We start from the raw sequence: 23,184 nt of genomic DNA on the forward strand, positions 1-23,184 counted from the left end.
AGATTTTATCGCAGCTCTCTTTCAGAGTGCTTATATACTATACCATAGGATAGCACAGTTGTCAAGCATAATTTTCAATTTTCTATTCGACAAATTCAGTCTTTTATCTTGCTGTCCTCCGCGGGCAGCAGATCCGGCAGCTCAAACCAGAAGCAGATACCGCCTTCGACGTTCTCTGCGCCGCAGGCGCCGTGCAGGGTATCCGCGATGGCGCGGACAAGCGACAGACCGATGCCGGTGCCGCCGGCCTCTCGGGTGCGGGCGCGGTCGGTGCGGTAGAATTTCTCCCAGATCTTCGGTAGCTCCTCCTCCGGCAGACCATCGCCTTCATTGAACACGGACAGGCGCACGCTGTTGCCGGTTTTTGCGGCCGAAATCTCAATGCGCTTTCCCTCAGGCGTGTAGCGGATAGCGTTGGACAGGTAATTCATCAGCACCTGATCGAGCAGATCGCCGTCTGTGCGGACCGTAATATGCGCGTTCTCATATTCCACGGTCAAACCTCGATTTTCACACAAAACAGCGGTTTTGCGCACCGCTTCCGCGCAAAGTGCATGCAGATCAATATCCTCGTCGAACGTCTGCTCTGCACCCAGCTCCAACCGCGACAGACTGAGCAGCTGCATGACCAGCTTGTTCATGTGGTCGGCCTCATCGGCGATGGTGTCGCAGTAGAACTTGCGGTCCTCAGGATCATCGGCCACGCCGGCCGTCAGGCCCTCGGCATAGCCCTGAATAAGCGCAATCGGCGTTTTCAGCTCATGCGACACGTTCACGATGAACTCCTGCCGCATATTGTCGATACGCTCCTTCTCCTCGATCTCCTGTGCCAGCTGATCGTTGGACTCCTTCAGCTCACCGATCGCCTGCTCCAAATACGCAGACAGGCGGTTGAGCGACTGTCCCAGCTGGTCAATCTCATCGCCGTCCCCCTTGCCGGTGTACTGCATAGAGAAATCCAGCTCACTCATCCGGTCGGCCAGTCCCGCCATTTGAATAAGCGGGCGCGTAAACTGACGCGAGATAACATAGCCGCACCCCAGACAAATCAGCAGCGCACAGCCGCCGGCAATCAGCAGAAACACCAGATTCAGCGAAGAATTCTGTTCGATATACGCATAGGGCATATATGCGATCAGATATTCACCGTGTTCCGCATTCAGCACGCCGATGAGACACAAATACTGGTCATTATCGCGCAGACTGATCGTCATAAAGCGGTATTCGTTTTTACCCAAATCTACCCAGTCACGATTCTGGACCACGGACGCCAGCACCGCAAAGCTGCGGAACTTCTGCTCCATGTGCCCAAAATCAAACCCTACGTCACCCTCCTGCATGGCAGACGAGGTAATCACATCGCCGTTATCGGTCACCACTGCCAGACGAATGGCACTGCGGCTCTCATAGCTGTCCAGCAGCGCGGCAACATCCGAGGAATCACTCGCGTAGCTGGTACAGATGCTGCCGTAGGCATCACGCAGCTCGCTCCGGCGTGTCATCATATAGTAATCCTGATAGAAAAACACGTTGAGCAGCACAAGAATACCGATAAACACCAACGCGATAATGCTGATCGCAGCAAAAAACGTAACCCGGATTGACCGATGCTTCAGCTTCATACCTCAAAGCGGTAACCGTAGCCGCGCACGGTTTCGATCATGGTGCCGCACTCGCCGAGCTTGGCGCGCAGCTTTTTAACGTGCGTATCCACGGTACGCAGGTCGCCGAAGTAATCGTAACCCCAGACTGCATTGAGGATACTCTCGCGCGACAGCGCAATCGCACGATTGTTCTTGAAGTAGATAAGCAGCTCGTACTCCTTGGGGGTCAGGTCGATCGGCTTGTTCTCCACCATGACCTCACGGCGCAGCTCATTGACCGACAGCTTGCCAAGCTGTTCGAGCGGTGCACCGGCACGGCCTTCTCGTTTGAGCAGCGTGCGCACGCGGGCCGCCAGCACGATCGGCGAGAACGGCTTGGTGACGTAATCGTCCGCACCGCCTTCCAGACCGCGCACCTGGTCCGCGTCCTCGGCACGGGCGGTGAGCAGCATAACCGGCAGGTGGGTTTCGCCGTGCTCCTGCTCGCGCAGCTCCCGCAGGACTTCAAAGCCGTCCATTCCCGGCATCATCACATCCAGAATGGCCATATCCAGTCCCGGACGGCGGTTCTCCAGAATATTCAGTGCTTCCTTGCCATCGGCGGCCTCGACGATGGTATGACCGTCCCGCTTGAGAAAGTCGCTGACCAGACGACGGATACGCGCCTCATCGTCTGCGATTAAAATAGTAGACAATATAATTCCACCTTACATTCTTATAATACCGCAAGTATACCGCCGGTGTTTGTTCGTTCTGTGAACAAAATCATGGGTTTTCAATTTTTGTTGAACGGGAGATTGCTGCTTGAGAAGCGAACGGGTCTTGCCTGCCCGGCAGGGGCGCCGTACCCACGGCGAGGGGCACAAGAGGGGTGGACACCTATGGTTTCCACCCCTCTTGTGAATCTCCCCGCTTCCTCTTAGCGTCTGCCTGTCATAGAACTGAGCCTCGCCAGAGAAACGGCCATATTGTTTATCTTCCGTAGGGGCGACCAATATGTCCGCCCATTTCTCTACCTTTACGCAGTGTCAGATACTCTGCTGCTACACATACGGTTTAGTCTACGCAGGCGCGACACAAGGTGAATTGCCCGAAGGGCAAGAGAAGGTCCCCTGGTGGATACCCGTGTCGCGCAACTCGTTTGCACGTTATTGTGCACGGCACCGTTGGATTAAGCCGTGAATAACTCGTAGCTATACGGCATCCACAGTGCGGGCAGACTGCTGTCGGCTGTTGCCTTGTGCATGGTCAGCTTGACGTATTTGCCGTTCTCTTTACCGGTATTCGGGTCTGTAAACCGGTATGTCAGCGATGCAAATTCGTTATTATCGCCGTAAAGCTTCACAGAATCACCGTCAAATATGCCGTACATATCACCTAAACCAAGGAAAAATGCGGCTCCCTGTTCCGGTATCTGATCTTTCTGCAATACTCTTTGCAGATTTGCCAATTCATCATCGGTATAGACCGGCAAATCAAGCGTACCGTACAGCAAATCAAACTGCTCTGCGGTCAATCCCTTTGCGGAATCGGCCAGATGCTCCACCGTTGTCGGTTCGGTATTGGTAATATCCTCGAAAGTCACCCTATCAGCGGCATAGACCTTATACTGTGCTTCGGTTGTCCAGTCGATACGGCTGACATAGACCTCACAGGAATTATTATCCGTATTAACGGCAACCTGATACGGCTGGTCATGCTGTGCGCCCATATGCAGTACCGCATAATGTGCACCGAGACTTGTCAGCAGCTGTGCACGGCGAACAGTACCGTCCTTATCCGTCAGGTCGTCGAGTGCAAAATCATCCGCGGTGATATTCTGCGCGGCAGTGAACATTTCCTTGTACTTGGCGGCAATCTCCTGATTGGACGGGTCATACTGCACATCGGATACATATTCGAGCAGGTACGTCAAGCCGTCCTTCTGCGCAAGCTCCTTAGCCGGAACCGGATAATTCTCCGTCCAGTTATCGCCGTATGTACTATGCAGAACAGCAGTCGCATCCGCGCGTAATGTCATAATTGCACCGTCCTCGGTCGAGTCGCGGCTGTCATCGCCCATGGCATTCTTCATGCCGAACAGGATACTGTCGTCCTCCGGATTGCGCTTGGCGTAGCCGTTATCAACGAAGGACTGCGGCAGCCTGAGGCTGTAATTCAGCGAATCGTTGTAGTAATCCGTTGAGGTAATATCGCTGTCCTCGTTCTCGTCCGCACTGTCGCTCCCGCTTGTATACACCGCAATCGCCTTATGCTGAATATGGCTTGCGTCCGTGTATTCCAGCATGATAGCGTGGTAATACGGATCGCTGATGGTGCTCGAGAGCATTTCACCAAGGCTCGTCGGCACGGTATAGACCCAGCCATCGCCGGATTTCTGCAGCGTGATCTGCTCATCGATTACACCAAACTGCAAGCCGTCCTCCCAGATCACCAACCGATTGGTGATCTGCACACCGCCGACCGGCTCGGTTTCAAACGTAAGGGTAATTTTGTCACCGACAGCCAGATTCGGCATTTTTCCGCGTGCCATCGCAGAACGCGCATCCGCGCCGATACCCAGTTCCCGGTCTCCGCTCTTGGCGGTGACAGAATCCACCATGCCGATCGGTTTCCAGTAACCAGAATCATCCTGCACCATCTGGATTTTAACCGGTGTACTGCCGTCCGCAAAGTTCAGCTGCACGATTTTGCTCTGATAGCCGTCCGTAGAGGTGACCTGCCAGTCGAGTTCCGTGCTGCTGATCCATGGGGTTTCCCAGTCGCTCATGTCCTGCTCCAGATTGCTGCCGAAGTAGTAGAACGCGTCCTTAGCGGCTTCTTCCGCGTTCAGGCGATCCTTGCCGCTGAAATTGCCGACCTCATCGGGCAAATCCGGCCACGACAGACCGGTCGCATAGTACGTCCGGAACAATTCGCTCTGCGTCATGCTGTCCGTACTGAGTTCGCGGATATAGCCGATCACCGAGCTGTTTTTGTTCTCGCGGATGGTCTGCACGATGTAAGCCGAGCGCGCATCATTCACGCCGCTGCCAGACAGACGGAATACAACGCGGCAGCTGTTTTCGTCATCGGTGGGTACAAGCACGAAATCCGTTGCAGACGGCGAGGACGGACCGTATTTCCACGTCCACTGCTCGCCGCCGGTCATAGCCATCTGCTGCGCGATAAGGTCTTTCTGACCGTCCGGCGTCAAAATCGGGAAAATATACTGTGCACTCTTGTGCAGCACACCGCGGGCATACTGCTGCGCGAGATCCGCCGCAGTGCGGGAGCGAACGCCGCTGCCGTCCGTCCAGTCCTGCGGCAGCCAGCCCTGACCGAACTGGTTGACCATCGTGACAACGACCTTGCTGTTATCCTTAAACGTGAAAGTTACCTTGCGGATGTCGTTGTACGGTGCGGCATCTTGGTTGCTGCCTTCCACCTGACTGACCGCCGGAAAAATACCGAGCAGCACTTCTGCTGCATTTACCGGGTCGCTGATATTGTAGCCGTTTGTGATTTTCCACTGGTTACTGTCCGAGAGAAAATCCGGCAGACCGAGGTCATTCTCATACAACAGCTTAAATTCATCCAGAGAAGTCACGCGGCCGTTTTCCAGCACAATTTCGCTGTTCGATACGGCCCACTCTCCATCCTGTTTAGCAAAGGTCAGCTTTTGTACCACACGTCCGGGAATGGTTTCGCCCGGATTATCGCTAAACTCTCTATCCGTGATTAAATAGGTGTCTTTTCCGTCCAATTTGACCGTATAACCGAGATTTTCCGACTCATTCGCCTGTTTTTGTGCCAGCTGCATACGCAGCTCTTTCGTTAGACCCTTATCATTATCGCCCACCGCGATCATGCAGCCGAGCGAGCCGACCAGAAGCGCGATCATCACAACGAGCGCGACACCGCGTTTTTTGACTGACTTGTCAAACAATCCCTCAAACCGACGCATGAGCGTTTTTTTGTCATCACCGAAGCAGGACACCAAAGCCTTTCTCTTTTGCGCCTGCGCGATAGCTGACCGCAGGATGGTCTCGCCGTAGGCTCGGCGGTACGCGCCATCGTGTCCGCGAACAACCGCGTCGTCGCACGCCGCCTCAATATCCTCCTGCGCAAATCGCGCGATCAGATGCACCAGTGGATTGAACCAGTGCAGACAGCGTGCCGCCAGAAGCAGCAGCTTGAGCCACAGATCGCCGTGCTTGTAATGCGTCAGCTCGTGGCGGAAAATGAACGCCGCGTCCGTCCGGGAAATGCGCTCATCCGGCAGATACAGCGTCGGATGGATAAATCCGGCCAGCATCGGGCAGTCCGCCGCCGAGGATACCCGCAGCGGGATTCCCCGGTCAATAACCAGATCGGTGCACTGCTCCTGCAAAATCGTGTGCAGATCCGCGCGTTCGACCGAATGGGACTTACCTTTCAGGCTGCGTATCAGCCGGTAATAGCCAATCCCCTGCCAGAGTACGCAGGCAATCACGCCTGCCAGCCACAGCGTCAGCAGAATGTCGGTAATATCCACGGTCTTGACCGTGCCGGTGTCTGCCGCGCTGAGCGTTTGCGCCTGCGTGCCCGTCACCCATCGGGCTGGGTTCTGCACAACCGGCAGTCCGGCCTGCCGGAACGCCGTCTGGTCGCTCTGCACCACATAGTTGGTGCGCGGCATGACCTGCACCGGCGCCTGCGGCAGTGTCAGCTGCACCGGAACGAGCAGCCGCAGCGCGAGAATCGCCCACACCACACATACCATACGGGCCGGATAGCGTTTTTTCATCAGCCGCCGCAGAATGAGCGGCACGAGCGCCGCCAGCGATACGGTCAGGCCGATCTGCATCAGATTGTTGAGCAGTTTTTCCGAGAATTGCAGCATAAGATCCCCTCCTTAGTGCGCCTGCCTGTCGAGGAACGCGCGCAGCTCGTCGATGTCCTGCTCGGTCAGTGCGCCCGCATCCGACAGACTCGCGACCAGATTTTTCACCGAGCCGCCGCACAGCCGGCGCAGAAAACCGACGCTCTCGCGCTGACGGTAGTCCTCCTCGCTGACGAGCGGCGTGTACAGGTTTTGCCGTCCCTCCTTCGTGCAGGAAAGAAATCCCTTGTCGCACAAGCGGGACAGGAACGTGAGCACGCTGGTCATTTTCCAATCCTTATCCGCGTGCTGCTGCACCTCGGCCGCCGTGACCTGTGTGCCCAGAGACCAGATTGTCTGCATGACCTCCAGCTCCGCATCGGGCAATCGCTTGTCGTTTCGCATAGTCTAACCCTCCTTCTATTCTACAAATGTAAAACACCTTTTATTGCTTATATTCTACAATAGTAGAAGATGGTTGTCAATCCTTATTGCACAAATTCCCGCAAAGTACGCTGACATATACAAATTGTTTACATTTTGTAATTTTTATTGCGTTGACAGTGCTGTTTTTTTAGGATATGCTTTAATTAGATGAGTTTGATTTATCAATTCGGCACGGATTTTTCTGCACCTGCTGCGCGGGGTATGCGAACTGCGTAAGCGTGTTCGCCCCTAACGGGCGGGAGGTTTTTCGCTGAGGTTCAGCGAGGGAGTTGCGCTCTGCGGAGCGCGGGAGTTTGCCGCGCCCGCGGCAGGGGCAAAAAGGAAGGACAACCTGCGGTTTTCCTTCCTCTTTGAACTCCTACCTTTCCCTTGCTTCCTAATCTGGCGCAGATTGCCTACATGTGACCGCTGCGAAAAGGGGAACGGCAGAGGATTTTTTCTTCCGTATCTTTCTCCACCTTTTCGCAGTGTCAGATAACGTACTGCTACACATATGGGCAACTCTACGCTGGGTGCGGCATAACAGTGCCGCACAATTCGATAGCGCGTTATGATAGACAGCACCTACGAAGATAAATTGTACCAAACGCCTACATTCGCAGGTGCTGTCCGTAAACTCCAGACTAACGAGTTGCGCAACACTGTTATGTTGCGCCTGCTCAGAGTAAACCGCCTGTGTAGCAGAACAGTATCTGGCACTGCGAATAGGTTAAAAAAACACGGTAGAAGAAATCCTCTGCCGTTCCCCTTTTCGCAGCGGTCACATGTCGGCAATCTGCGCCAGACTATCCAAGGGAAAGGGGTGATTCTCAAGAGGGTGGAAACCGCAGGTGTCTACCCTCTTGTGCGCCCGCGCGGCGTCAGCGCACTCCCCCCGCCGCGGGGCGCGGCGAACTCCCGCGCTCCGCAGAGCGCAGCTCTCCGCTTGATTTCAGGCGAAAACCCACCGTTCACAACCAGAAAAAGTTTACAGAAAACCTAAAGGAGTTAATTTTCCATGCGAAAAACCGTTTCGCTCGTGTTGGCCATCTGCGGCACGCTGCTGCTTCTGCTGCTGTTCGCCACCGGACGTTTGATCTATACCCACGTTTACAGCCAGGACTTTTCCGACATAGCGGAAACCGGACCGCAATCCACCATCACCCTCACCGAGAATGACGTGGAGGTACCGCAAACCGACGACAACCAGAAAACCGCTATCATACAGCTTCTCAGTGAGCAGACCTACACCGCCTATCCGCACTTTATCAAGCCCAGCCAGAACAAGCTGACTGCCAACCGCCTGACCGTAACCTTCCAGAACGGCAACTCGATCGGCGTGAATACGGACGGCTATGTGTTCGTCAACGGCAAGCTGCGCGCCATCAAGAGCGGTGACGGACGCAATCTGTACCACGATCTGTTCGTGCTGTTCTATCCTACGGCGAAGGAGTAACAGAATATGAAAAAATTAACCGCTTTATGGCTGTCTCTGCTGCTGGCGTTCGGCACACTGACCGGCTGTGCCGGTCAAATCGGCATTATTGGCGGGGCGGACGGACCGACCGCCATCATCACCTCGGACAGCGCTTCCGCTGTTTCCGTCACCGAAGATGGGCAGTACGACAGCAAGGACGAGGTTTCCGCCTATCTGACCGAATATGGGCACCTGCCCTCCAACTACATCACGAAAAAGCAGGCACAGGCACTCGGCTGGCAGGGCGGCTCGCTCGAGCCGTATGCACCCGGCTGCTCGATCGGCGGCGACCGGTTCGGCAACTACGAAGGCACCCTGCCGGACGGCAACTATCACGAGTGTGACCTCAACACCCGCGGAGCCGACAAGCGCGGCGCGGAACGGCTGGTCTACGCGGATGACGGCCGAATCTACTACACCGCCGACCACTATGAAACATTTGAAGAAATCACAGAATAACAATTCAAATTTCGGGGGAAATGAGAATGAAAGAACTGCTTTTGGATGCGGAAACGCTGTACACGCGCGAGCAGCTGCACGATGTGCTGACCAAGGTGTGCGGCTTTCCTGCCGACTACGGCCGCAATCTGGACGCACTGTACGACCTGCTGACCGCCTATCCGGCGGCGCGGCTTACGCTGCGGCACCCGGAGATGCTGGTCGTACATCTCGGCAATTACGGCGAGCTGGTGCTCCGCGTGCTGGCGGACGCAGCCGCCGAAAATCCGGCGTTTACGCTCAATGTACAGTAACAGATAAAACAAAAACCGAGGCCTAAGCCTCGGTTTTCTTTTTATTCCGGCTTGCTTGCAAGCCGCACCCGCATGGCAGGATTTCGTCCAGAAATCCGAGCCATTGGCTCCGCCGCAGCGGACAGCGCGTAAGCGCGCATATAATAGAAAAAGGCGGTCTATGCCGCCTCTTTTCATAAAATCCCGCGACATGTGCGTGGGATTTTATACAAGTAAGGGATTCTGTGTGCCCGCAAAGCGGGCGCGCAGAATCCCGCCCCAGACATGTCCGAGCTATTGCTCGGCATGTCCTCCTCGATCACGAGCGTGGTCGTGATCGAAGTTAGAATACGGTTACGACTGCACCCTTATAGGTCTCGTCAACGTACTTCTTAACGTCGTCGCTCTGCAGCGCCTTCTTCAGCGCCTGAATCTTGTCGCTGTTCTCCTCACCGGAACGGCAAGCAACTACGTTTACATAGACCTTAGCGTAGTCCGGGTTCTCGGTGATGAGGGAGTCCTCAGAGGCGTTCAGGTCTGCCTGCAGTGCATAGTTGCCATTGATAACAGCAAGGTCAACGTCTGCCAGAGAACGCGGCAGCTGCTCAGCGGCGATCTCCTGAATGTCCAGGTTCTTCGGGTTCTCGGTGATATCCAGCTTGGTAGCGTCAGAGGTCGGGTCAATGCCGTCCTTCAGCTTGATCAGACCGGCATCCTGCAGCAGAAGCAGTGCGCGGGTCTCGTTGGAGCCGTCGTTCGGGATGGCAATAGAAGCGCCGTCCTTCAGTTCCTCGATGGAAGCGGTCTTGCCGGCGTAAATGCCGAACGGCTCGTAGTGCATATCGAATGCAGCAGCCAGATCCGTGCCGTTCTCCTTGTTGAAGTTGTTCAGGTACGGGGTGTGCTGGAAGTAGTTTGCATCCAGATCACCGTCAACCAGTGCGGTGTTCGGCTGCACATAGTCGGTGAACTCAACAACATTCAGGGTATAGCCCTCAGCCTCGAGTGCGTCCTTTGCCGCATTCAGGATTTCAGCGTGCGGAGTCGGGGTTGCGCCAACGGTGATCGTCTTGTCGTCGCCTGCTGCGCTGCTGTTGTCAGCTGCAGAGCCGTCGGTCTTGCTGCCGCCGCAAGCGGTCAGTGCGGTCAGGCACAGGGCGCCTGCCAGAATTGCTGCGATTGTCTTCTTCATTGGAATTCGCTCCTTTTCTGATATATATCATTTTTAATGATAACAAAATAAAATTGAGAATGAAAAACGATTATCTGTTTCTCTTATCCAGATGGTGTGCAAGACGCATGCCGACCTCCTGGAAAATCTGAACAACGATAACGATAATGATAACCGCTACCAGCATGATCGGGAAATTATAGCGGTTATAGCCGTAGTTTACGGCTACGGTACCCAGACCGCCGCCGCCGATAAAGCCTGCCATCGCGGAATATCCGAGGATGGTAACGACCGAGATCGCGCCGCCGACCATCAGGGACGGTTTTGCCTCCGGCACGAGCACCTTCCACACGATCTGCCACGGGCTTGCACCCATGGACTGTGCGGCTTCGATCACACCAAACGGCACCTCCTTGATGGAGGATTCAACCATGCGGGCTACATACGGTGCTGCCGCAAAGGTCAGCGGAACGATCATCGCGGTGGTGCCGATGGCCTTGCCGACAATCGCGCGCGTAATCGGCGTAATCATAACGGCAAGAATCAGGAACGGGATAGAGCGCATGATATTGACAACCACGCCCAGAACCGTGTTGACGACCGGCATCGGACGGATACCGCCCTTATCGGTAACAACCAGCGTCAGACCGAGCGGCAGACCGATCGCATACGAGATAACGGTCGAAACAATGACCATATACAGGGTTTCCCAAAGGCTCTGCGCCCAAACATTAAACGGAAGCATAATCGGCTACCTCCTCTGCGTGTACGTTCTGGGTTTCGAGGTACGCCAGTGCGCGTTTTGCCGCGCGTTCGTCCTCGGGAAGCTGCAGGATCATCTGACCGTAAGCCTTGCCATCCATGTTCTTGGTGTCCGCGAACATAATATTTACCGGCGCCTTGCACTCGAGCACCATGTTGGAGATTACCGGCTCGAACGACGAATTGCCGTCGAACACAATGCGGCAGTACCGCTTGCCGGTCGCAAGAGAATTGCGCTTGCCGTCCGGATAGATAAGCTGCTTGGCCATTGCGGATTTCGGTCGGGTGAACACCTCGTCCACCGTGCCGACCTCGGCAATACGACTGGAATCAATAATCGCAACTCTCTGGCAGATTTCCTCGATGACCGCCATCTCATGCGTGATAACGATGATGGTGATGCCAAGCGTCTTGTTGATCTCCTTGAGCAGCGCGAGAATGGAGCGCGTTGTCGTCGGGTCGAGTGCGCTTGTCGCCTCGTCGCACAGCAGGATTTTCGGGTTGGTCGCCAGTGCTCGTGCAATCGCCACACGCTGCTGCTGACCGCCGGACAGCTGGCTCGGATAGTTATCCGCTCGGTCTGACAGACCGACGATCTCGAGCAGCTCACGTGCCCGTTTTTCCGCATCTGCTTTGCCGGTTCCCGCAATCTCCAGCGGAAAACAGATATTCTGCAGTGCGGTTCTCTGCTGCAGCAGGTTGAACTGCTGGAAGATCATACCCATCGACCGGCGAGCCTCCAAAAGCTGCTTTTTGCTCAGTCTGCCGAGTTCCTCTCCGTCCACCGTTACCGTGCCCTCGGTGGGTTTCTCCAAAAAGTTGATACAGCGTACCAGTGTGGACTTGCCTGCGCCCGAAAGACCGATAATGCCGAAAATCTCGCCGCGATAGATATCAAGGTCGATACCGTTCAGCGCAACTACCGTTCCGGCTCTGCCGCGAAAGGTCTTGTTCAGGCCCTGAATCCGGACGATCACATCCTGTGCCACATTCATTCCTCCTTACATTTTCAAAAGAAAAGCGGAAAGCAGGTTTCTGCTTTCCGCCCGTTTTCTGTATCAGCCGCATGAAAAGCGGCCCGCCTATGCGTTTCAGCCTTACGGCTGCTTCGCAGAAAAACGAGCAGAACCACACATCATGCACATTTCCATTCGAACTGCACGCACGGTGATTTCCTCCTTTTCCTGCGGTTTAAATACTCTAAGCTGTGGGATAAGTATAGCTTTTTACAGGCGGTTTGTCAAGTAGTTTTGTCCAAACAGAGCGTAAAATACGATCACTCGATCAAATACTGCTTAACCAGACGGGCATAGAACATATTGCCGTAGGCATACCGCCAGCCGCCGTTTTCCTGGACTGCCATCGGGTTATCATACTGGATGGTATTGCCGCCGGACTGCTTCTCCGCGAATTTCTCAGCCAGCTCGGTGCTGTACACACCGTTGAACTTGGCCGCGTAATCGAGGAAACCGCTGCCGTAATTATACGCCTGAATGATGCAGTCCAGATCACAGTCCAGCGATTTGCCCTTGCTCAGCAGGTGTGCAAAATAGGTGCAGCCCTGCCGGATCGAGCTCTCCTCCTCGAGTGAATCGTTCGGCAATCCGGCGCTGCCGGAGGACTGCATGATGTCGGTCAGCTTGCCGCCGCTCTCCACCTGCATGATGGCCAGCAGTACATCCGTGTACTCAGGAATGCCGTTCTGCTCGGCATATTTCTGCACCACCGGCTGATAATACATAACCGACTGATAGACATTCACTGCCTTGGCTACCTGCTTGACCTCCTCGGTCGCGCTCGTGCCGGAATTGCCGGTATCACCGTCCGCGCCGCTCTGCTGCGGTGTGCTGATCAAATGCCGAAAGGCAAAAATAAGCACAATGAGCAGGACTGTCAGCCCGAGCAGCGCAAACTGCCGACGGCGTGCCCGCTGTCTGCGGCGCACTTCCGCCTCGGGCAGACGGCGTCTGACCGTTTTCTGCGTTCTTACCGGCTGCATATGCCGCGTACTGCGATGTGCATGGGCGGTTTTCCGCCGATAGCTGCCTCTGTTATGTCGTTTTTGTTGCTTTCTTGCCATGTTATCACTTTCCTGTGACAAAGTGGTTGCTCTCACCGGTGACCGGGCGGAACCTTCCCTGTCACCATTGGCATTATTGGCTATTTTACCACAACATTGCGTTTTGAGCAACATTTCAGATGATTATCATGTAATATTTTCCAATTCCGATTTGCTCCGCAGCAGCCCCTCCTGCTGTGCCCAGTCGCGCAGCACGCGATTTTTTTCGTTGACCGGACCGAACAAATCCAGACAGCAGACCGCATGTCCGCACTGCCGTACAAGCGCCTGCGCACGCGCGTAAGCGTCCTCACCGATCGGCTGGTACGCCCGCTCGGTGACGGTCTCGACCGCCAGAGCACGAGCCGTCGGCAGCTCTACATCGTTCTCCGGCAGAATGCCTGCCGCGAACGGAATGCCGCGCCGCTGCAGTCTGCGGTACAGTGCTGTTCCGCTTCCGCCGCCGCCGATAACGAACACGCGCGGCTCGCCTGTCACCCGCTCGAGCTCCAGACTGCCGAACTGCTCGTTATAAGTGCCGCGCTCGAGGTCATACAGGGTGCGGATGTAATCGCCGGTGAATACCTGCTCCGGCGTACCGCAGCGCTCAATTCTGCCGTTGTGAACGCAGATGAGCCGATCGGACAGCTTCTGCGCCAGATCAATCTCATGCAGCGAGAGAATGACCGCCACCTGCTTTTCGCGCACCAGCTGCTTGAGCACGGTCAGCAGTTCCAGCTTGTAGCGAATGTCGAGGAAGGAGGTGGGCTCATCGAGCACAATGACCTCCGGCTCCTGGCAGATGGCGCGGGCCAGCAGCACACGCTGCCGCTGTCCATCGCTGATGCAGGAAAAATCGCGGTCGGCAAGTTCATCCGCGCCGACAAGCGCAAGCGCCTCGTCCACCTTGACGCGGTCCTCGTCACTGAGCAGACCCAGCCGTCCGGTGTACGGATAGCGGCCTGCGGCCGCCACATCCCAGCAGGTCATCAACTCCGGCCGCACATGCTCGGTGAGCAGCACGGACATCGTGCGCGCAAGATCACGCTCGGGCAGGGTCTGCAGCGATTTGCCGTCCAGATACACCGTACCGCCGATGAGCGCCAGCTGACGAATGAGGCTTTTGAGGATGGTCGATTTACCCGAGCCGTTCGGACCGATGAGCGTTAAAATCTCACCGCGGTGAACACTCAGGGCGATGTCGCGGATGAGCGGCACACCGCGGTAGCCAACGGTCATTTCTTTTGTTCCGACAAAAGGATGGGACATTTTGTACCTTCTTCTTTAACATGATTGCTTACGAAGCAAGAGAATCTTGCCTACCCGGCAGGGGCGCCGTGCCCACAGCGAAGGGCATAAGGGTGGACACCAAGGTTTCCACCCTTACGAATCCCGTTTCCTTTTGGGATAGCACAGCGGCAATTAGAGAACTGAGACTATAAGGAGAACGGCTGTACTGTTCCTCTTCCGTAGGGGCGAACCAATGTGTCCGCCCATTTCCCTACCTTAGATGCTCAAGCTGTTTTCTGTCTGCTACACATGCGGGTTCATCTACGCTGGGTGCGGCACAAGGTGAATTGCCCGAAGGGCAAGAGAGGGTCCCCTGGGGGATGACAGTGCCGCACGATTTGTGAGCCGGTTATAATAGACAGCATCTGCGTAGATAAATTCTACTAAGCAGAAAAATTCGTAGGTGCCGGGCGTTACAACGTGCCCAAGGGTTGCGCGGCACTGCCATGCCGCGCCTGCGGAGACCTTCCGACCTGTGTAGCAGTACGTTATCTGTGAACCGCGAAAAAGCGGAGAAAGACACGAAAGAGTAACCCGTCTGCCGTTCCCCCTTTTCGAAGCGGTCGCCGGTCTCTGGTATGCGCCAGACTATCTAACAATAGGAAACTGGAGTTCCAAGAGGATAGAAACCTTGGTGTCTATCCTTTTGGTCCCCAAGCCAAGGGTTGGCTCCCACTCCCTCTGCGTGAGGACGCAGACTCACCCTCTGGAGGACTTCCGGTGCACCATAATATAAATGACGACCGGCGCACCAAACAAGGCTGTCACGGTGCTGATACTCAGCTCCGTCGGTGCAAACACCGTCCGCGCGATGAGATCGCACAGCAGGCAGAATCCCGCACCGCCGAGAAAGCACGCCGGTATCATCAGGATCGGCTTTGCCGTGCCGAACAGGCTTTTCGCAAGATGCGGAACCGCGATGCCGACGAACGAGATCGGTCCGGCGAACGCCGCTACGCACGCCGAGAGCACGCTCGACAGCAGGATCAGCACCACGCGGAACGCGGTGATATTGACGCCCATGCTGCGGGCATACCCCTCTCCGAGCTGGTACGCGCCGATCGGCTTGGACAGCAGAAACACGCACACGAGCGCCGCGAGCACGACCGGCGTCATTATGCGGATATTGTCCCAGGAAATGCCCGAAAAGCTGCCCATCGACCAGTTATGCAGGTTGACAATATTGGAATCCTCGGCAAAGGTAATGACGAAATCCGTCACCGCCGAGCAAATATAACCGATCATCACGCCGCTCACGACCAGCAGCGGCATCTGCCGCACGCGCTGCGCGATGAGCAGCACAAAGCCCATCGAGAGCATGGCTCCCGCAAAGGCGGCTGTTATCATGACAGCAGAGCCGAGCACGCGCCCGCAGGACAGCGCGCCTATCATCGTCAGCGCAACCGTCAGCTTAGCCCCCGAGGAAATACCCAGCACGAACGGTCCCGCGATCGGGTTGGCGAAAAAGGTCTGCAGCAAAAAGCCGGAGACAGACAGCGCACCGCCGAGCAGAATGGCCGCGAAGATACGCGGCAGACGAATCTCCCACACGATGACCGCATTGTCGCCGCTGTGCGTCAGCAGAATCTGCGCGACCTCTCGCACTGACAGGTGCAGGCTGCCCGAGTTGACATTCCACACGAACAGCACGGCCAGCAGTGCCAGCAGCACGGCAAACGCGCCCGCATAGCGCATTTTAGGCTGCGGTTTCACGGGAAATCCTCTCCTTTCAGGACAGTTTGTGTAAATATTTCAGCGTGGACGGGTCTCCGTCTGCAATGACGGTATGGAAGTCGCGGATCAGCTCGTCCAGTTCCATTGTGGACTGGTACAGATTCTTCTCTGTACACCACACATTGCCGGTTTTCACGGCCTTGAAGTCCGCAAGCAGCGTACTTTTTTCCAACAGCTGGTCAAGCGTCTGCAGCTCACTGTCGATGGTGGCGTTGTAGATCATCACATCCGCGTCCTTGGCTCCGGCGTAAAAGCTTTCCATCTGCATATTGACGGTGGACTTTGCCGTATCGTCCGTCAGATCATCAAAAATGTACTTTCCTCCTGCCAGACTGAGCATCTCCGCGATATAATCCGTGGATTTGCGAACATTGACCGCACCGTTTGACGTGATGTAAAAGAACGAAACCGTCTTGCCGGCTGCCGGCTTCTGCAGGATGTCCACAATACCGTCCACCTTATCTGCAAACAGCTTTTCCGCCTTGTCCTCGCAGCCGAGCAGCGTACCGTACACCTTGATCCATTCCATGCGGCCGAGTGCGTGCGGCTCGTAGCTGGAACGCTCAACAAACACCGGAATACCCAGCTTTTCGAGCTGCTCCTTGACCTCAGGCGTATGGTAGATCATGGTGTTCTCAATAGCAAGATTGCAGTCAGCGGAGTAGATGGTCTCGTAATCCGGCGCGCTGTACTTGCCCGCGTAGACGATTTTTCCGTCCGCCATCGCCTGCTTGGCTTCGTCGATGTACCAACCGTCCTGCCTGGTGCCGGACAGTGAAATGCTGTCCAGCGCATCCAGTGCAACGAACTGGTCCATGACACTTGAGGAGACCAGATAAATGCTGTCCAGCGGCTGCTGCAGCACCACGATATCTGCGTCCAGACCGTCCGGCACGGACGCGTTTTCCGGAACGACCAGATAACGTGCGTCGTCCTTCACGGTAATGAGCGAATAGCCGCCGTCATAGTGATCGACCGAGAAGCACTCGGCATACTCCAAATCCACGCTGTCGGTCGGCTGCATGTCGCTCCACGAGACCGCCGCCTGCGTCTGTGCGGTCGATTGCCGGGCAGTTCCGCAGCCGGACAGACCGCCGAGCAGCAGTGCCGCACTCAGGCACCATGCTGTAATTCTTCTCATTTTGCTGCCGGAGCGATGGACGCAGAGTCAAAACGCAGCGTGTACTCGATCTCGTGCGGCTCACTCATTGCGGTGGTGTCGGCTACGACCGGCATCGCCCAGTCAAAGCCCGCAACCGGAATTTCAAACGTGGAGTGCTCATTTTCGATCACAGCATCGTACTTTTCGTCGTTCACCTTCATGTAATCGTAGTTTTTGCTGCTCCAGATGATCTTAGCCGTCACCTTGCCGCCCGAAACGGTCAGCGCTGCAGGAGATTCCACGCTTGCACGGCCGGAGCCGCCGGAAAGCGTTACATCAGCGGTGTAGGTGCCGTCTGCGAGAGACAGGCTCTCAGCGGTGGTCATTACGCCGTCTGCCAGTGCATCTGCCGGCAAAGAGTCCGCGCGGAACACCAGGGTGCGGTCGTACCACTTCTCCTTCTTCTTGCTGAAGGCTGCGCAGTCAATTCCCTCATCGAGCGCCTTGACCGGAACGGTAAAGCTGTGTGTGCCGTCGGCTTCCTCGGTGAACGGAATGTAGTCGGCCTCCTCGGCAGCGGCAGCCTCCTCGCCGGTGCCCATGTAGACGTACAGATAACCGGTACCGCCCATGTGCATCTTAGCGGTCATTTCGCCGTTCTTGACGGTCAGCTCACATGCGGTAACATTGAACATGTTGGAGCTGGAATCGACGGTTACATCGTAGGTACCGTCCTTCACTTTGTCGCCGGTGATCGGCGTCATACCGTCCTCAACAACGTCCTCGACACCGGCCATATCGGACGCAGAAGCGACCTGAGAGGTGGTGCTGCTGTCCTGCGCGGAGGTATCCTGCTGGGTGCTGCCGCCGCAGGCGGAGAGCAGCATGAATGCCGCAAATATGGCGCTTAACAGTGCTTTTTTGTTCTTCATTGTGGTTTCTCCTTTGTTTTGCGATATAAAAACGGGATTTTGATGAATGGTTGCCATTCGGGGCATTTGCGCTTGAGAAGCGAACGGAATCTTGCCTACCCGGCAGGGGCTCAAGGTGCATTGCCCGAAGGGCAAGAGAAGGTCCTCTGGGGATAACCGTGCCGCACAAATCGTTAATATGGATATTGCAGACAGCATCTGCGAATGACACCTATCACGTTCTCTTCACTCTGAGTATAATTTTCCACTCTCCATTTTCAATTCTGCACACCGAAATCGACAATCAAAATTTCCACAAAAACAGGGTCCGTCCGCATTTCACGGCTCGGACCCTGCTGTTTACTTGATTTACTTCAGGGAATCAATCGCTGCCTGTGCGTGTGCAACAAACAGATCCTGGATTGCCTGCACAGAGCCAAGGCCCTCAACTACGGTGGTTACCTCGAAGCCTGCCTTCTCAAACTCGGTCTTCCAGGAGCCGTCCTCGTCGCCTGCCATATCGTTATTGGCATGGTCGCCTGCAACGATCATCAGCGGACGCAGAACAACCTTCTTATAGCCGCCTGCCTTAACGGCTGCGATTACGTCATCGAGGGACGGAGTTGCCTCAACAGTGCCGACAAAGTAGTTGTCGTAGCCTGCGGCCTTGAGGGTTTCCTGCATCTTGGTGTAAACGCTGTTGGAATCCGCCTCGGTGCCGTGACCCATGAAGCAGATTGCGGTCTCGCCGTCGTCATACTCCTTGGTTGCGTCTACGATGGCATTCATAACCTTCTGGAAGTCGTCGTCAGAGGTCAGCAGCGGCTCACCGAGCACGATCTTCTCGAAGGAATCCGAATAGCCTGCCAGCTCATCCTTGAGATCGTTGTACTCCAGGCCGTTCATCAGATGGGTCGGCTGAACAACCAGGGTCTTTACCTTGTTGGCTACGGCGCGGTCCAGTGCCTCGGTTACGTTGTCGATCTTCTCGCCGTCACGCTTGTTTACATGATCGATGATGATCTGGCTGGTGAAGCCGCGGCGTACCGCGTAATCCGGGAACGCCTTCTGCATAGCCTTCTCGATGGCGCCGATGGTCTCACGGCGGCTGTCGTTATAGCTGGTGCCGAAGCTGACTACGAGCAGCTCGGTATCGCCAATTTCATCCTGATTCAGCGGATCGTCCAAGGAAGCGTCACCCGTTTCATAGTTTTCGTCCGGATCGGTCTGATCCTGCGCATCGGTCTGTGCAGTGGTGTTATTGTCCTTCGTGTCATCCGTAGCTGCGGTCTTGCTGCCGCCGCAAGCGGTCAGCATGGACATCAGCATGCTGGAAACGATCAGCATAATGCCGAGCTTCTTCAGTTTGCTTACTTTGCTCATGGTTTTCCTCCTTCATTTTGCTCGCAAAGCGAAAGCGCACACTTTGAAAGAAAAGGGGTACGGAAAACACACAGTCCCCCCATCAATATATGATGAAAGGGACTGCCTGAATCAAAAATCATGCGGTATCAGTACAATCAATAACTCGTGACCCGGAAGCAGCTTCCCGTACCAACAGACCGGCAGGTTTCCTGACTTGCGGCTCTTAAGGCAATACCACATAATTGAACAAGGGCGATTTGCGAGTAAATTCTCGCGTACTGACGAGGCGTGGTTTTGCGGTAATACTTGATGTATTACCGTGAAATCACAACGAAGTCAGGACACAAAATTTCCGCAAAGCGCCGCAGCTTTCATCATGCGATGTTGCCTTAGAACTGCCGCCTTCCCGATACCGCAATATCAGTGACGTAAATGGCAGTCCATTCCCCGCTTACAGTGACGAGATCGTGCAGGATTTGCACCTGCTTCCCTTTTACCCGCTGTCCTGTTCGAAAACATACAGCGGCACCGACTGTTCGCTTATTTTCTTATTGCGCGGGAAATTCCCGCATTGCACGAGTATTATACTATATTTAACCGTCAATTACAACCGTTTTCCGAAGAAAAACGCGCTCTCATGTCTCCTGCGGCCGGAAAACCTTTTTCCGCACGATCAGGTAGCACACAAAGTGCGCCAGGATGGTCAGTATCCACGAGATCGGGTAGGAGGCATACAGGATGAACAGCGTATGCTGTGCGCGAAAGACCGTAAAAATCCAGATGATACGGAACACACATGCGCCAATCAGCGAGACGATCATTGGCAGCATGGAATAGCCCAGACCGCGTATTGTGCCCGCGAGCACATCCATCATGCCGCACAGGCAGTAGGTGACGCTGATGACCGACAGGCGCTGCATACCGAACGAGATGACCTCCAGATCATCCGAGTAGATGTGCAGCAGATGATTGCCGAGCAGATGTGCGCCGTTGCCGAGCACCAGTCCGATGAGCGCGACGATGCACAGGCAGCGGATGAGCGTCTGGTCGATGCGGCGGTAATTTTTTGCGCCGAGGTTCTGGCTGGTGAAGCTGATGGAGGTCTGATAGAGCGCGTTCATCGAAATGTACACAAAGCCCTCAATGTTGGCGGCTGCCGTGTTGCCCGCAACCGTTACTGCGCCGAAGCTGTTGACCGAGGACTGAATGAGTACGTTCGAGATATTGAAGATAACGCTCTGCATACCGGCAGGCAGACCGACCTGCATGATTCTCAGGAACTTATCCATGTGGAAGTGCAGACGGCGCAAGTCGAGATGGCACATGCCGTCCGATTTTACAAGGCACAGCACGGTCAGCGCCGCAGAGACACACTGGCTGAGCACGGTGGCGATCGCAGTTCCGGCAACGCCCATGCCGAGCAGGCACACAAACAGCAGGTCGCCGAGGACGTTCATCACGCCGGCCGCCATCAGGAAGTACAGCGGACGCCGGGTATCGCCCACAGCACGCAGTACGGCGGCACCGAAGTTGTAGATCATGGTTGCCGGCATGCCGATGAAATACACCTGCATGTACAGCACAGCTTGGTCGATAACCTCATCCGGCGTAGCCATCAGCGTCAGCATGGGACGTGCGAGCACAACGCCGAGCACGATCAGTATCGCGCCGCCGATCAAGCCGGTGAGCAGCGCCGTCTGGATGGTCTGCTGCACACCGTCGTAATCCCGCTCGCCGTAATGCCGCGCGACAAGCACGTTCGCACCGACCGAAATACCGATGAATGAGTTGACCAGCAGGTTGAACAGCGAGGTGGTCGAGCCGACCGCCGCCATCGCATTGCTGCCCGCAAATTTGCCGACTACGACAATGTCGGTCGCGTTGAACAGCAGCTGCAGCACACCCGAAAGAATCAGCGGCAGCGAAAACAGCAGGATTTTGCTCAGCAGCGGACCGCTGCACAGGTCCATCTCGTAGCTGCGTTTCATTCGTTAAAGCACTTCCCTTCTTGCGTAAAGTTTCTCTATTGCCTATATTATCTATCGGAATATCGGTGGTGTCAATGGGTGATTGTGTTTCGGACGCATTCATGGTATAGTGAAGTCACAGTAGAATGATAAATCGAGATTTGATAAAGGAGCGTGATTGCATGAAAAAAGGTGTCATTCTAAAAGTGATTAGTATTGTTTTTGCTCTCATAACCATTTTTGCAATCGCCTGTGCTATTACAGGTTCAGGAAGTGGCTTCTTGGATTTGAGCAATATTGCGAGAGCTGTATGCATCGGAGTTGCTGTAATCTGCGGTATTCTTGCATTTGTAACTTGGAAATGCTCTAAGTCAAAAGCTTGACCAATTCCAGTTTGATCAAACAAAGAAATTATTGGAGAGGAAAATAAGGAATTAGAAAGCGAAAAGAAAGTGATTGCAGATAAAGCAGCATCCAAGGAGACGATTATATGAAAAAACGCCTGTTATCTGCCGTTTTGGCGCTGATTCTATGTGCTTATCCCGCTATGGCGGCTGATTTCGACACGCTGACAATCTCCTCCGACCGTGAGGTCATAGATGATTCTGTACTGTATGAGCTTGCCGAAGCAGACGAACCCAGCACGCTCACCTTGCGCACACCGAACGGTGAAACCGGCTCTCTGACGTTCGATGGAACAAAGTATCACCTGCAGCCGTGCGGACAGACTGACGAATTCATCTATTCGGTTTTGTTTTCCGCAGACGGCGAAAACGCCTATGGTCTCCCCTACACCGAATGGTTTATGTCCGATTCCGACATTGGGCAGCACATTTTTGATCCGGTGACCGAGTGGGACGCCCGGCATATCTGTTCCGTGCCGCGCTGGCGCGACTGCGGTACACTGCACCTGACCGGACAGAACAAGCTCAAGCCGCCGTATGCACTGCTGACGCGCTTTTTTGCAATCCATCGAGATCGGAATGCTGCTATTTCTCTGGAAATGCAGCCTACTCTGGGACAGCCCCTGTTCCTTGCATACCATAATGGAACTTACACGCTGACCGAAACCGGTCCGAACCGGTTTATCCGCACCGAGTGGACACAGCTTGTGCCGCTGCCGACGAATGACCTGCGCACGCTGTCCCTCACGCTGATCAACGCCAGCGGCGAACAGCGCCCGCTGTTTACGTTTCCACATCCGGTAACGTATCTGACATTACCTTCTATTGTGTAACAATCAAATTTGCAGGAGAGTCCCCCGCTATGATTAGAGAATTACGAAAAGCAGATATCAATCAAGTTGCCGATATATGGCTGGATACCAATATAAAGGCACATTATTTTATCCCTGCCCAATATTGGAAAAGCAATTTGGAGCTTGTGAAAGAACTGCTGTTGCAGGCAACTGTCTATGTCTATGAGGACAATCAGAAGATACAAGGATTTATCGGGCTGAATGGCGAATATATTGAAGGCATTTTTGTTTCTGAGGCAATGCAGTCGCAGAGTATTGGTAAAATACTGCTGAATTATGTAAAGAATACAAAAAGCAAACTGATTTTGAATGTATATCAAAAAAACACACCAGCAATATCTTTTTATCAAAGAGAAGGATTTGAAATTCAGTACAGCGGCCTGGATGAAGCTACCGGGGAAAAAGATTATAGAATGGCGTGGCAGCAGAAGTAAAAACTACAGTTTTTCAAACAGTTATAGAAACACAAAACCCCGTCAAAGAC

The 23,184-nt window shown here is 54.8% G+C and carries 20 protein-coding genes and 1 riboswitch; of the genes, 6 read left to right on the plus strand and 14 right to left on the minus strand.

All coding sequences use genetic code 11. The features are described 5' to 3' along the window. Positions 1-95: 95 nt before the first annotated feature. From ACWVX6_RS02120 to ACWVX6_RS02135, 4 genes are all read right to left on the minus strand, one after another. Positions 96-1,622, minus strand: a complete 1,527-nt coding sequence (locus tag ACWVX6_RS02120) for an ATP-binding protein (protein WP_455152220.1) — start codon at positions 1,620-1,622, stop codon at positions 96-98. Continuing rightward, positions 1,619-2,299, minus strand: coding sequence for a response regulator transcription factor (locus tag ACWVX6_RS02125; RefSeq protein ID WP_110435724.1), 681 nt, complete (start codon positions 2,297-2,299; stop codon positions 1,619-1,621). Before ACWVX6_RS02125 ends, ACWVX6_RS02120 begins: the two co-directional genes overlap by 4 nt. Positions 2,300-2,775: 476 nt before the next feature. Next, positions 2,776-6,468 (minus strand): M56 family metallopeptidase, encoded by a 3,693-nt coding sequence (locus ACWVX6_RS02130; RefSeq protein ID WP_455152221.1) that lies wholly within the window; start codon positions 6,466-6,468, stop codon positions 2,776-2,778. A gap of 12 nt (positions 6,469-6,480) precedes the next feature. After that, the gene (locus tag ACWVX6_RS02135) at positions 6,481-6,852 is read right to left on the minus strand and encodes a BlaI/MecI/CopY family transcriptional regulator (RefSeq protein ID WP_118360575.1); all 372 of its coding nucleotides are present in this window, start codon (positions 6,850-6,852) and stop codon (positions 6,481-6,483) included. Positions 6,853-7,891: 1,039 nt separating this feature from the next. Between ACWVX6_RS02135 and ACWVX6_RS02140 the strand changes: the two genes are divergently transcribed. Genes ACWVX6_RS02140 through ACWVX6_RS02150 form a run of 3 tightly spaced genes read left to right on the plus strand, consistent with a single transcriptional unit; the run spans position 7,892 to position 9,102 of the window. Further along, positions 7,892-8,329, plus strand: a complete 438-nt coding sequence (locus ACWVX6_RS02140; RefSeq protein WP_117750705.1) for a hypothetical protein — start codon at positions 7,892-7,894, stop codon at positions 8,327-8,329. A gap of 6 nt (positions 8,330-8,335) precedes the next feature. Further along, on the plus strand, positions 8,336-8,809 hold the full coding sequence (locus ACWVX6_RS02145) for a ribonuclease domain-containing protein (protein ID WP_455152222.1): 474 nt from the start codon (positions 8,336-8,338) through the stop codon (positions 8,807-8,809). A gap of 26 nt (positions 8,810-8,835) precedes the next feature. Beyond that, positions 8,836-9,102, plus strand: coding sequence for a barstar family protein (locus ACWVX6_RS02150; protein ID WP_158574361.1), 267 nt, complete (start codon positions 8,836-8,838; stop codon positions 9,100-9,102). A gap of 322 nt (positions 9,103-9,424) precedes the next feature. On the opposite strand, the gene ACWVX6_RS02155 is transcribed toward ACWVX6_RS02150, so the two are convergent. The 10 genes from ACWVX6_RS02155 to ACWVX6_RS02200 all read right to left on the minus strand — a co-directional run bounded on the left by ACWVX6_RS02155 (position 9,425) and on the right by ACWVX6_RS02200 (position 21,463). Next, positions 9,425-10,273: a MetQ/NlpA family ABC transporter substrate-binding protein gene (locus ACWVX6_RS02155; RefSeq protein ID WP_455152223.1), complete on the minus strand. Its 849-nt coding sequence runs from the start codon at positions 10,271-10,273 to the stop codon at positions 9,425-9,427. Positions 10,274-10,343: 70 nt separating this feature from the next. Continuing rightward, complete coding sequence (locus ACWVX6_RS02160) at positions 10,344-10,997, minus strand: methionine ABC transporter permease (RefSeq protein ID WP_118284818.1); 654 nt, start codon at positions 10,995-10,997, stop codon at positions 10,344-10,346. Beyond that, a complete protein-coding gene (locus tag ACWVX6_RS02165) occupies positions 10,984-12,009 on the minus strand; it encodes an ATP-binding cassette domain-containing protein (RefSeq protein WP_270385039.1) in 1,026 nt (341 codons plus the stop codon). The genes ACWVX6_RS02160 and ACWVX6_RS02165 overlap by 14 nt, the downstream gene beginning before the upstream one ends. A gap of 281 nt (positions 12,010-12,290) precedes the next feature. After that, positions 12,291-13,013 carry a lysozyme family protein gene (locus tag ACWVX6_RS02170; protein ID WP_455152224.1) on the minus strand — a complete coding sequence of 241 codons (723 nt, stop codon included), beginning with the start codon at positions 13,011-13,013 and terminating at the stop codon, positions 12,291-12,293. 207 nt (positions 13,014-13,220) lie between these two features. After that, positions 13,221-14,342 carry an ABC transporter ATP-binding protein gene (locus ACWVX6_RS02175; RefSeq protein ID WP_455152225.1) on the minus strand — a complete coding sequence of 374 codons (1,122 nt, stop codon included), beginning with the start codon at positions 14,340-14,342 and terminating at the stop codon, positions 13,221-13,223. Between the two features lie 720 nt (positions 14,343-15,062). Continuing rightward, the gene (locus tag ACWVX6_RS02180; protein ID WP_455152239.1) at positions 15,063-16,058 is read right to left on the minus strand and encodes a FecCD family ABC transporter permease; all 996 of its coding nucleotides are present in this window, start codon (positions 16,056-16,058) and stop codon (positions 15,063-15,065) included. Between the two features lie 34 nt (positions 16,059-16,092). Further along, positions 16,093-17,238 (minus strand): ABC transporter substrate-binding protein, encoded by a 1,146-nt coding sequence (locus ACWVX6_RS02185; protein ID WP_455152226.1) that lies wholly within the window; start codon positions 17,236-17,238, stop codon positions 16,093-16,095. Continuing rightward, on the minus strand, positions 17,235-18,131 hold the full coding sequence (locus ACWVX6_RS02190; RefSeq protein ID WP_455152227.1) for a hypothetical protein: 897 nt from the start codon (positions 18,129-18,131) through the stop codon (positions 17,235-17,237). Before ACWVX6_RS02190 ends, ACWVX6_RS02185 begins: the two co-directional genes overlap by 4 nt. 348 nt (positions 18,132-18,479) lie before the next feature. Beyond that, on the minus strand, positions 18,480-19,493 hold the full coding sequence (locus ACWVX6_RS02195; protein ID WP_455152228.1) for a sirohydrochlorin cobaltochelatase: 1,014 nt from the start codon (positions 19,491-19,493) through the stop codon (positions 18,480-18,482). A 164-nt stretch (positions 19,494-19,657) separates the two neighbouring features. Beyond that, positions 19,658-20,023: riboswitch (cobalamin riboswitch) on the minus strand. A gap of 87 nt (positions 20,024-20,110) precedes the next feature. Continuing rightward, complete coding sequence (locus tag ACWVX6_RS02200) at positions 20,111-21,463, minus strand: MATE family efflux transporter (RefSeq protein ID WP_455152229.1); 1,353 nt, start codon at positions 21,461-21,463, stop codon at positions 20,111-20,113. A gap of 161 nt (positions 21,464-21,624) precedes the next feature. Between ACWVX6_RS02200 and ACWVX6_RS02205 the strand changes: the two genes are divergently transcribed. The 3 genes from ACWVX6_RS02205 (at position 21,625) to ACWVX6_RS02215 (ending at position 23,134) form a co-directional block, all read left to right on the plus strand. Further along, a complete protein-coding gene (locus ACWVX6_RS02205) occupies positions 21,625-21,825 on the plus strand; it encodes a hypothetical protein (RefSeq protein ID WP_455152230.1) in 201 nt (66 codons plus the stop codon). Positions 21,826-21,932: 107 nt separating this feature from the next. Further along, on the plus strand, positions 21,933-22,679 hold the full coding sequence (locus tag ACWVX6_RS02210) for a hypothetical protein (RefSeq protein WP_455152231.1): 747 nt from the start codon (positions 21,933-21,935) through the stop codon (positions 22,677-22,679). A 29-nt stretch (positions 22,680-22,708) separates the two neighbouring features. Further along, complete coding sequence (locus ACWVX6_RS02215) at positions 22,709-23,134, plus strand: GNAT family N-acetyltransferase (RefSeq protein ID WP_455152232.1); 426 nt, start codon at positions 22,709-22,711, stop codon at positions 23,132-23,134. The last annotated feature ends 50 nt before the right edge of the window (positions 23,135-23,184 follow it).

The organism is Butyricicoccus sp. (assembly GCF_977037065.1).

What these genes read in the sequence shown, in the direction of transcription:
- ACWVX6_RS02120 (WP_455152220.1), bottom strand. Translation starts at nt 1,622, where the DNA reads ATGAAGCTGAAGCATCGGTCAATCCGGGTTACGTTTTTTGCTGCGATC.
- ACWVX6_RS02130 (WP_455152221.1), bottom strand. Translation starts at nt 6,468, where the DNA reads ATGCTGCAATTCTCGGAAAAACTGCTCAACAATCTGATGCAGATCGGC.
- ACWVX6_RS02135 (WP_118360575.1), bottom strand. Translation starts at nt 6,852, where the DNA reads ATGCGAAACGACAAGCGATTGCCCGATGCGGAGCTGGAGGTCATGCAG.
- ACWVX6_RS02140 (WP_117750705.1), top strand. Translation starts at nt 7,892, where the DNA reads ATGCGAAAAACCGTTTCGCTCGTGTTGGCCATCTGCGGCACGCTGCTG.
- ACWVX6_RS02145 (WP_455152222.1), top strand. Translation starts at nt 8,336, where the DNA reads ATGAAAAAATTAACCGCTTTATGGCTGTCTCTGCTGCTGGCGTTCGGC.
- ACWVX6_RS02150 (WP_158574361.1), top strand. Translation starts at nt 8,836, where the DNA reads ATGAAAGAACTGCTTTTGGATGCGGAAACGCTGTACACGCGCGAGCAG.
- ACWVX6_RS02155 (WP_455152223.1), bottom strand. Translation starts at nt 10,273, where the DNA reads ATGAAGAAGACAATCGCAGCAATTCTGGCAGGCGCCCTGTGCCTGACC.
- ACWVX6_RS02160 (WP_118284818.1), bottom strand. Translation starts at nt 10,997, where the DNA reads ATGCTTCCGTTTAATGTTTGGGCGCAGAGCCTTTGGGAAACCCTGTAT.
- ACWVX6_RS02165 (WP_270385039.1), bottom strand. Translation starts at nt 12,009, where the DNA reads ATGAATGTGGCACAGGATGTGATCGTCCGGATTCAGGGCCTGAACAAG.
- ACWVX6_RS02170 (WP_455152224.1), bottom strand. Translation starts at nt 13,013, where the DNA reads ATGCAGCCGGTAAGAACGCAGAAAACGGTCAGACGCCGTCTGCCCGAG.
- ACWVX6_RS02175 (WP_455152225.1), bottom strand. Translation starts at nt 14,342, where the DNA reads ATGTCCCATCCTTTTGTCGGAACAAAAGAAATGACCGTTGGCTACCGC.
- ACWVX6_RS02180 (WP_455152239.1), bottom strand. Translation starts at nt 16,058, where the DNA reads ATGCGCTATGCGGGCGCGTTTGCCGTGCTGCTGGCACTGCTGGCCGTG.
- ACWVX6_RS02185 (WP_455152226.1), bottom strand. Translation starts at nt 17,238, where the DNA reads ATGAGAAGAATTACAGCATGGTGCCTGAGTGCGGCACTGCTGCTCGGC.
- ACWVX6_RS02190 (WP_455152227.1), bottom strand. Translation starts at nt 18,131, where the DNA reads ATGAAGAACAAAAAAGCACTGTTAAGCGCCATATTTGCGGCATTCATG.
- ACWVX6_RS02195 (WP_455152228.1), bottom strand. Translation starts at nt 19,493, where the DNA reads ATGAGCAAAGTAAGCAAACTGAAGAAGCTCGGCATTATGCTGATCGTT.
- ACWVX6_RS02200 (WP_455152229.1), bottom strand. Translation starts at nt 21,463, where the DNA reads ATGAAACGCAGCTACGAGATGGACCTGTGCAGCGGTCCGCTGCTGAGC.
- ACWVX6_RS02205 (WP_455152230.1), top strand. Translation starts at nt 21,625, where the DNA reads ATGAAAAAAGGTGTCATTCTAAAAGTGATTAGTATTGTTTTTGCTCTC.
- ACWVX6_RS02210 (WP_455152231.1), top strand. Translation starts at nt 21,933, where the DNA reads ATGAAAAAACGCCTGTTATCTGCCGTTTTGGCGCTGATTCTATGTGCT.
- ACWVX6_RS02215 (WP_455152232.1), top strand. Translation starts at nt 22,709, where the DNA reads ATGATTAGAGAATTACGAAAAGCAGATATCAATCAAGTTGCCGATATA.